The organism is Pseudomonas sp., assembly GCF_037994325.1.
Classification (GTDB): Bacteria; Pseudomonadota; Gammaproteobacteria; order Pseudomonadales; family Pseudomonadaceae; genus Aquipseudomonas.
In genome coordinates this window covers 1-1,547 of the sequence record NZ_JBBNAH010000580.1, presented here as the reverse complement: position 1 = coordinate 1,547, position 1,547 = coordinate 1, and the positions used below count along the sequence as shown (strand labels likewise).

At 62.0% G+C, this 1,547-nt stretch carries 1 protein-coding gene; it reads right to left on the bottom strand.

The window, feature by feature from the left end; genetic code table 11:
• Positions 1–70: 70 nt before the first annotated feature.
• Positions 71–1,547 (bottom strand): PvdJ/PvdD/PvdP-like protein (locus AAAB16_RS19440; protein WP_340664811.1); only part of this gene is annotated, 1,477 nt, incomplete at its 5' end.

The window sequence follows — 1,547 nt, the reverse complement described above, 5'->3', positions numbered from 1 at the left end:
CAGCACACCCTACGTTGGCAAGCTCCGCAGTGTAGGGTGTGCTGTGCGCACCACGACGCCGGCATATGAATTAACGCTGTAGCTTTAAATTGCGCGCATACCACGGCCTACGCGGACTGCGTTTAAGCAAATCCGCCACTTCTTTCTCGCCACTCAAAGCGATGCGCAGCGCCAGCTTCATCACTTCAATTTCCATCTCGCCAGCCACCTGACTGGCAAACCCGGCGCTCCCCGGTTCGGCACAGCCATGGGTCAGCGGCCCCAACCACGGGTCCGCCACTTCTACCCATCGTCCCGGCGCAAACCAATTCACCCCGTTCACCTCCCGGCGCAGCACTTCGCCTGGGTGGAAGCGCTCATGGGCGCGGTACCAGTCTTCGATGCGCGCATCCAACCAGCCGTGAAAACGCCAGAACACCGGGTTGATATGGGAGGAAAACGGGTCGCCGAGAAAGTCGTTTTCCGCGCGAAACCAGCGCGCAGCATAGTCGGCCTGTTCGCGGTCGCCGGTGACCGGCTGACCATTGGCGGGGTCGCGCGTCACCGTGGCCCAGCGCATATGCAGCCAGTCGTGGATATTCAACTCCACCTCCGAACCAAACTGCGCCAAGGTCAGGCGGCTTAGGTATTCGGGATCTTGGTACTGCGATTCCCACACCTGAAAGTTGCTGTAGTGGGTGGCGTTGGCTTTGATCTGCGCCAGCCACAGGCTGAGCTCTTCGTCGTCGCTAGCCACCCAGGCCGGCGGTACCGAGTTGCCGTCGCTATTGTCGTGGTAACGGATAAACCCCTGGCGGTCGTGTTCGATAAATACCGGCGGTTGCGGCAGTTCGTGCCAGGTGGGCAAGTCCGGTTGCAAGCGTTTGGCGTGGGCGAGCATATGCCGGTGCATAAAAAAGAAGTCTTCGCCGGAGCCATTTAAATGCTTGCGCCGCCCGCGGGCGCCACGCTCAGCCTCGCGCGGGCCGGGCTGCCAGCCAAGGCCACGCAGGGCGCTGCGTTTGTCATCGTCCAGACGCCGCCATTTATCCCGACTGGCGTGCCAGAGTTGGTGAAACAAACGGTGCTGCGGCGACACCAACCACGCCAGCAAGGCTGGCGCCAATGGCGTGCGCTCGCGGGCTTCGGGAAAGGCGCGTTTAATCGCGACAAATTGGCAGTCTTGCTCCGGCAGGCTAAGCGCGCGATCCAGGTCGTGGATGCGCCCATTTAACGAAGCACTGCCGGCATCGCTCCAAGAGCCCCAGACCTCATCCAACAGCGCCGTAAATTCATAACGCGGCACACCGTCGGCGCCGAGCAAACGCCAGCGCAACTGACCCTGGGGCATGCCGGTTAAATCGCCTTGCACGCGGTATTCGGCCGGAGCGTTGCTGCGCAAGGTGCTCGGCAAACCCAAATAGCCACGAAGCGCCCGGCCGGTTGGGCCAACATCCAGCAGCAGCTCAACCTTGGCCGGCAAACCGAGCATGCCCTGCTCTGAACCGGTCAAACGCACATCCCAAATACCGCGCAACTGATCGGCAAAGCGCGCGCCCGGCGCTGTG